At 72.0% G+C, this 6701-nt stretch carries 7 protein-coding genes; 2 read left to right on the forward strand and 5 right to left on the reverse strand.

Going from position 1 to position 6701, the window contains the following annotated elements; genetic code table 11:
- Positions 1 to 744 (forward strand): CU044_5270 family protein (locus ACWJ6R_RS27145; RefSeq protein WP_449064951.1); only part of this gene is annotated, 744 nt, incomplete at its 5' end.
- A 49-nt stretch (positions 745 to 793) separates the two neighbouring features.
- Here the strand turns inward: ACWJ6R_RS27145 and ACWJ6R_RS27150 are convergent.
- From ACWJ6R_RS27150 to ACWJ6R_RS27160, 3 genes are read right to left on the reverse strand one after another with little or no spacing between them, the layout of a single operon-like run.
- The gene (locus tag ACWJ6R_RS27150) at positions 794 to 1522 is read right to left on the reverse strand and encodes a septum formation family protein (protein ID WP_449064952.1); all 729 of its coding nucleotides are present in this window, start codon (positions 1520 to 1522) and stop codon (positions 794 to 796) included.
- Positions 1507 to 2541 carry a serine/threonine-protein kinase gene (locus ACWJ6R_RS27155; protein WP_449064953.1) on the reverse strand — a complete coding sequence of 345 codons (1035 nt, stop codon included), beginning with the start codon at positions 2539 to 2541 and terminating at the stop codon, positions 1507 to 1509. Before ACWJ6R_RS27155 ends, ACWJ6R_RS27150 begins: the two co-directional genes overlap by 16 nt.
- Before the next feature lie 28 nt (positions 2542 to 2569).
- The gene (locus ACWJ6R_RS27160) at positions 2570 to 3853 is read right to left on the reverse strand and encodes a glycosyltransferase family 4 protein (protein ID WP_449064954.1); all 1284 of its coding nucleotides are present in this window, start codon (positions 3851 to 3853) and stop codon (positions 2570 to 2572) included.
- Between the two features lie 256 nt (positions 3854 to 4109).
- Between ACWJ6R_RS27160 and ACWJ6R_RS27165 the strand changes: the two genes are divergently transcribed.
- Positions 4110 to 4709, forward strand: a complete 600-nt coding sequence (locus ACWJ6R_RS27165) for a TetR family transcriptional regulator (RefSeq protein WP_449064955.1) — start codon at positions 4110 to 4112, stop codon at positions 4707 to 4709.
- Positions 4710 to 4736: 27 nt separating this feature from the next.
- On the opposite strand, the gene ACWJ6R_RS27170 is transcribed toward ACWJ6R_RS27165, so the two are convergent.
- Positions 4737 to 5564 carry an ABC transporter permease gene (locus ACWJ6R_RS27170; RefSeq protein WP_449064956.1) on the reverse strand — a complete coding sequence of 276 codons (828 nt, stop codon included), beginning with the start codon at positions 5562 to 5564 and terminating at the stop codon, positions 4737 to 4739.
- Positions 5561 to 6301, reverse strand: a complete 741-nt coding sequence (locus ACWJ6R_RS27175) for an ABC transporter ATP-binding protein (RefSeq protein WP_449064957.1) — start codon at positions 6299 to 6301, stop codon at positions 5561 to 5563. Before ACWJ6R_RS27175 ends, ACWJ6R_RS27170 begins: the two co-directional genes overlap by 4 nt.
- Between the last annotated feature and the right edge of the window lie 400 nt (positions 6302 to 6701).

The following is a 6701-nucleotide window of genomic DNA, read 5'->3' on the forward strand; positions in this document are numbered from 1 at the left end:
GTGACCGCGCGGTACGCCGAGACGGCCGTGGTGCTGGAGCGGGCGGCGCTCGTCGCCGAGTCCCGGCCGGCGGCCGCGGCCCCCCGCCCGCACCAGTGGCAGTACCGCAGGTACGTCACCGTGCAGCCGAACGGGGACGGCGAGGTGCAGGAGCACGAGGAGTGGCTCCGCTACGACGGCCGGCAGAACGCCGAATACGGCCTGGACGGCGCTTTCCGGGTCCAGGACGTGCCGCCGGACCCGGGCGACGACGACCTCTCACCGGAGAAGTACGCCGAGAGGCTCCGCAGACTGCCGACGGACCCCGACGAGCTCCTGGCGCACGTCACAGGGGACCGGCACTGGATCGACCTGCCGAAGGAGGCCTCGGGCGGGGCCGAGCCCCCCGACGCCCGCGCCTTCCGGGTGCTCTCCGTCTACCTGGGCCAGCGGGCCGTCATGCCGCCGGAACTGGAGGCGGCGATCTACCGCGCGCTGGCGAGGATCCCCGGGGTGGCGGTGGAGCTCGGCGTCCGGGACGCGGCGGGCCGGGCGGGACTGGGCGTCTTCCACCGTCCCGCGGGAGAGGAGCGGGAGCGCCGCTACCTCATCCTCGAACCGGACACCTTCCGCTACCTGGGGAGCCGGACCGTGTGGCTGCGCGACGAGGTGATCGGCGGGGAGGTGGCGTTCCCCGCGGGCAGCGCCTACGTCACGGCCGAGCTGGCCTCGACGATCGTGGACCGGCCCGGGCAGCGGTCCTGACCGCCCGCGGCGGGCCCGCCACCGGGGGCCGGGCCCGCCGCGGCGCCGATCAGGACGGCCGGAAGAGCGTGCCCGTCTCCTCCGGCCCGAGGATCCCCCCGAGGCAGCGGTAGGTGCGGTCGCCGTCGGCGAACTGCTGCTTCGAGGGCGGCAGCACCGTCGAGCGCCACTTCCCGGCGGCGATCTTGCGGGCGTCGCCGTACCGGGAGGCGAGCATGATCCGCGACGCGCACACCTTCTTCACGGTCGGGTTCTTCTCCACCACCTGCTGGACGTGGGTGGAGACGTCCGACGGCAGGGTGGCGACCGCGTAGGTCTCCCAGTAGTGCGCCTCCTCGCAGCCGACCCGTCCCGCGCTCGCGTCGCCGGCCATGACGAGCAGACCGCTCCAGCACTCGGCCTCCGCCACGCACGCGGCCCCCGCCCCGGAGACCCCGGCGGCGGCGCAGCCCGCGGTGACGGTGTCGACCCCCTCGATCGCGGCGGACTCCGCCGGAGCCTCCTCCCCGGCGGAACCCTCGCTCCCGCTGGGGGCCGTACCCCCGTCCGCCGCGGGCCCGCCGGTGCTCTCCCCGGTGGAGGAGAACCCGGCCGACAGGCCGCCCCCCACGCCGCCCTCCATGTACATCAGCCCGACCCCGGCCAGCAGCAGGATGACGAACGCCACCGTCACGGCGGCGAACACCTTGCCGTTGGACCCGCCGGACGCCGCGGGGACCGCGGGGGCCTGGGTGTGCGCGAGTTCCCGCAGGCCGGGCGAGGTCAGATGCGCGCGCACCGGTTCACCACCGGGCCCGCCCCCCGTTCCAGACGGACCGGAGGGACCGGACGGACCGGACGGCGGCCGTCCGGGCGGCATGCCGTACGGCGAGGGCCCGGTGGCGGACGGCCCTCCCGCGGGGAGCCCCGTCGCGAACCCGGACGGGGTCGCCGAGGGGGTCGCGGGGGAGAAGGGAGGGGGGCTGCGGCGTGCCGGGCCAGGCGCAGGTCGGTGAGAGCGTCGCGCAGGGCCGCGACCGAGGGGGTGCGCCGGGCCGGATCCGAGACCATCGCCTGCCGGAGCACCTCGGTCAGCTCCGGCGGCACCCCCGGGATCTCGGGGATCGGCTGCCGGTGCAGAGCCATGATGACCGCGAGGTTGGCCACGCCGCTCTCCGGGAAGCGCGGCGGGCGGCCCGACAGCAGCGCGTACAGCGTGGCGGCCAGGGAGTAGACGTCCCCGGCCGCGGTGGGCTCGGTCAGCTCGAACGCCTCTGGCGGGGCGTAGGCGGGCGTGAGCGACTCGCGGGTCACCGACATCTCGCCGCCCGCCGACGGCATGGTGGCCAGCCCGAAGTCCGACAGCACCACGTTGCCGTAGCGGTTGATCAGGATGTTGGCGGGCTTGATGTCGCGGTGCAGCACGCCTGCGGCGTGCGCGGCCGAGAGCGCGTCGGCGATCCGGACGCCGATGTCGGCGACCTCGGCCGGAGCCAGCCGCCCCTCGGCGCGCAGCCGGTCCAGCAGCGACCCGCCGGGGCACAGCTCCAGCACCATGTACGGCCGGCCGTCGGGCAGCACCCCGGCGTCGTAGACGTGCGCGACGTGCGGGTGGCCGGACAGCGCCCCGGCCGAGGTGACCTCGCGCATGAAGCGGCGCCGGTCGCGCTCGGAGACCAGGACCCGGTTGTCGACCTTGAGCGCGACCTCCCGGTCCACGGCCAGCTGCCGGGCCCGGTAGACGATCCCGAAACCGCCCTGACCGAGCACGCCGGACACCTCGTAGCCCGGGACCGCCACGGCACCTGCTTCGGCCACCTGCCACCTCCTGGAGAGAGCGGCAAGATTACCGGAAGTTCGCTTTCATCCTGGTTGAATTACGTTCGGTCAGGTCGTCCAGCAGCTCGTCCCACATCGCGCCGACCGTGTCGAGGTCGTACCCGGAGGCCGTCACGAGGGCGTTCCGGCCGAGCCTGCGGCGCAGCTCCCGGTTCTCGATCAGCCGGCAGACGGCCTCGGCCAGCGCGGACGGCTTCTTGGAGCCCACGAGCAGCCCGTCGTGCCCGTGGGTGATGATCTCCCCCGGTCCGTGCGGGCAGTCGAAGCTCACCACCGGCACGCCCTTGCTCATCGCCTCCAGGATCGTCATGCCGAATCCCTCGTAGCGCGAGCTGACGACGTAGACCGACGCCTTCGACAGCTCCACGCCGAGCTCCGCCGCGCGCCCCATCAGGAACACCCGGCCGGACAGGCCCGCCTCCTCGATCCTGGCGTGCAACCGGTCCTCCGCCTTCCGCGTGCCCGCGCCGTAGATGCGCAGCACCCAGTCCGGGTGCTCGGCCGCGATGTGCCTCCAGGCCGCGATCAGGCGGTCGAAGCCCTTGGCGTGCACCAGCCGGCCGGCGGCGGCCACGACCTTCTCCTCCAGCCCCGAGACGTCGCCCGCGAGGTCGGGAAGGGCGTTGGGGATGCGGACCAGCCGCCGCGGCGGGGCGGCCCTCAGCAGCCTGGCGTACTGGTCCCGGTCGGCCCGGGTGAGGGTGACGAAGGCGTCGAACCTGCCGTACCGCCGCTTGGCCAGGCGCAGGATCTCCGGAGCGTGCACGCCGTACGTGACGTGCTCCTGGCCGACGGTGACGACTTCGGGAGGCGCGAACAGCGCGGTGACGAGGTTGAAGGCGGGGCGGGTGGAGACCACGACGCCGGACCGGAACGAGCGCAGGCGGCGCACCAGGCACAGGTCGGTCCAGAGGTTCAGGGCGTGGTGCACCCGCTCCTGCTCGGGCACCAGGACGCTGGGGAAGCGCGACAGCAGCCGGGCGAGCGGCCCGGCGGGCACGGTCCGGTCGTCCAGGAACGACACCCGCACGCCGGGCGGAACGGGGAAGAACGGCTCCCTGGCCGTACGGACCACGCTGACGATCTCCACCTCGCGCTCCCGCGCGAGGTAACCGGCGAGGTTGAGCACGGTACGGATCGTCCCGCCCATGCCGTAGGCGTGCTGCAGCAGGATCCGGACCGTCCCGGCGTCCGCGCGCGCCCGGTGCGCCCGCCTGGCGTTGAGCGCCTTCAGCGACCACAGCGCCACCCGCGCCGCCAGCCCGCGCACCCTCCCCGCCGGCTTCCTCACCGCTTTCCCCATCGAATCGCCCGCCACCTGAAGAGTCCCCTGCCCGACCGGTCCGCCCGCCCGAAGGCGCGTCCTGCGAGGCTGGCCCTGCCCGGGATAAAGGGAAATATCCTTTGGAAAGCGCCATGAGACCTTTAGGGGAGAAAGGGTCTTCACGGTGAGGTCTCCGGGAGGGATCTTCCGGCGGGGCGGGAACCGGCGGTTCCGGGACCGGCCTCCCCGCTTATGCTGATCTCTCTTCCGAGAGGGGGCATTCGTGAGCGGACGGGATCCGGAGCGGCGGCGGGCGCTCCTGGACGCCGCGGACCGGGTGATCCGGCGGGAGGGCCCGGAGGCGTCCATGGCCGCGATCGCCGCCGAGGCCGGGATCACCAAGCCCATCCTCTACCGGCACTTCGGCGACAAGAGCGGGCTCTACCAGGCGCTGGCCGGCCGGCACGTCCGGAGCGTGGTCGCCCTCCTGCGGCCCGAGTTCGACAGGGCCGGGGCCGACCTGCGCGGCCGTGCGCGCTCGGCGGTCACCGCCTACCTCGACATGATCTCGGCCAACCTGAACCTCTACCGGTTCCTCTTCCACCGGGCCGGGGCGGAGGACAGCCGGACCCACTCCCAGATGACCGCGGTCGTGCGCGGGCTGGGGGAGGAACTCGGCCGGGTGATCGCCGCGGAGTCCGACGTCCTCGACCCGGTCCGCGCCCAGGTGCTCGGGCACGCCTTCGTCGGCATGGTCCAGGCCACCGGGGACTGGTGGCTGGAACACCCCGAGGTGGACCGGGGCGAGGTCGTCGAGGGCCTGGTCAGCGTGATCGCGGCGACGATGTCCGGCACCTCGGCGCCGGCGGCCCGTCCCCGCTGACCACTCCATCCGCCGTGCCTGCCGCGGCTACTCTCCGAAGCGGGACAGCTTCCCGTGGGAACGGGCGTAACGCAGCGTCCACGCGAACAGCCCCAGCGCCGCCGCGAGGTAGACGACGGCCAGCAGCGCCGCCCAGGCCAGGCTGTCCCACGGTACGGCGCCGCCGCCGAGGACGGTCCGCATGCCGGTGAACACGTGCGTCGCCGGAAGGAACGAGGCGACGGCCTGGAGCGGCTCGGGCAGCACTTCGACCGGGTAGAAGATGCCGGCCAGGGGCTGCACGACGAAGACCAGCGACCAGGCGATGACCTGGGCGTTCTCCCCGAAGCGGAGTACGGCCGAGATGCCCACCAGGCCCAGGGACCAGCCCATCACCAGCAGCAGCGCCATGAACGGCACCAGCCCGGCGCCGAAGGCGGTGACACCGAAGCCGTAGCAGGCCAGCGCGAGGCCCGCCATGACGGCCACGGCGAAGACCACCTTGCCGAAGGAGAACAGGATCAGGCCGATCACGTACTCGACGGTGGAGAGCGGACTCACCTGGACGTTCAGCAGGTTCCTGCTCCAGATGTCCTCCAGGAACGCGATGGAGATCTCGTTGCTGGCCTTCTGCAGCACCTGCCAGAGGAGCACGGCGCCGATCAGGAAGGCCACCACGAACGGGACCCGCTGCGACTGCAGGAACACCGTCACGAAGCCCCAGACGAGCAACTCGATCGTCGGCCAGAACACGATCTCGAACATCCGGATCGGACTGCGCCGCAACGCGGCGAAGTCCCGGCGGACCACGCCGCCGATGCGCGTCATGCGCGCGGGGAGGCCGAGCGGGGGATGGGTCACGGTCACGGATGTCATGAGCGGGTCATCTCCGGTAGTGAGCGGGCGACCTTGAGGAAGACCTCCTCCAGGCTGTCCGCGCTGTAGACGTCGGCGAGTTCGGCGGCGCTGCCGCTCGCGACGATCCGTCCCGCGGACATGAAGTGGATGCGGTCGCACATCCGCTCCACCTCCTGCATGTTGTGCGAAGTGATCAGCATGGCCCGGCCGCTCTCCCGGGCGACGCGGACCAGGAGGCTCCGGATCCGGTCACCGGCGTCCGGGTCGAGGTTGGCGGTCGGCTCGTCGAGGATGAGCAGGCTGGGCTCGTTGACGAGCGCCTTGGCCAGCTGGACGCGGGTGCGCTGGCCGGAGGAGAGCTCCATCACCCTGCGTCTGCGCAGGGATCCGAGATCGAGCAACTCGATGAGCTCCTCGACGCGGGTCCTGGGGTCGCGCACGCCGTACAGGCGGGCGAAGACGTCCAGCACCTCGCGGACCTGCAGCACCCCGGGCAGGTCCACATAGCTGGCGGCGAAGTTGATCCGGCTGAGGACCTCGACCCGGTGGCGTTCCAGGTCCAGGCCGAACATCCGGATGCTCCCGGAGTCCGGGGTGATGAGTCCCAGGAGCATGTGGAGGGTGGTGGACTTGCCGGCGCCGTTGGGGCCGAGGAGCCCGATGATCTCGCCGGGGCCGACGTCGAGGCTCACCTCGTGGACGGCGGTCACCGCACCGAATCTCTTTGCCAGGGCCTTGGCCTCAAGGATCGTCACCGTCCAAGCGTGCGCTCCGTCACAGCGGCCGGGCAAAGGGTTTTCGAGGGACGGCCGCGCCGATTTGACGAGGTGGGCGAGGGTCCATAAAGTTCACCGGGCCTGAAGGAGCCGGTGGTGACGCCGGGGACTCGGGGCCTCTCGATCACCTGCACTCGATTCGACACGAATCGGATGTGCGGGTAGGTTAGAGGGGTTGCCCTGGAAACGGGGCGGTCTGAATTCCAGACGGATCGGTCGGACCGGGTCAAATTGACACGGAAAAGCGGATCTGAAAGAATAAAGACACAACGGAACGAACGAAACGCCCCGCGAGATGCGGCCGCCAGGCTCATCGGACGGAGAACGCGTCCGTTTCTTGAGAACTCAACAGTGTGCTAAAAGCCAGTGCATGATGCAC

It is taken from the genome of Planomonospora algeriensis (genome assembly GCF_977012225.1).

What these genes read in the sequence shown, in the direction of transcription:
- ACWJ6R_RS27170 (WP_449064956.1), bottom strand. Translation starts at nt 5,564, where the DNA reads ATGACATCCGTGACCGTGACCCATCCCCCGCTCGGCCTCCCCGCGCGC.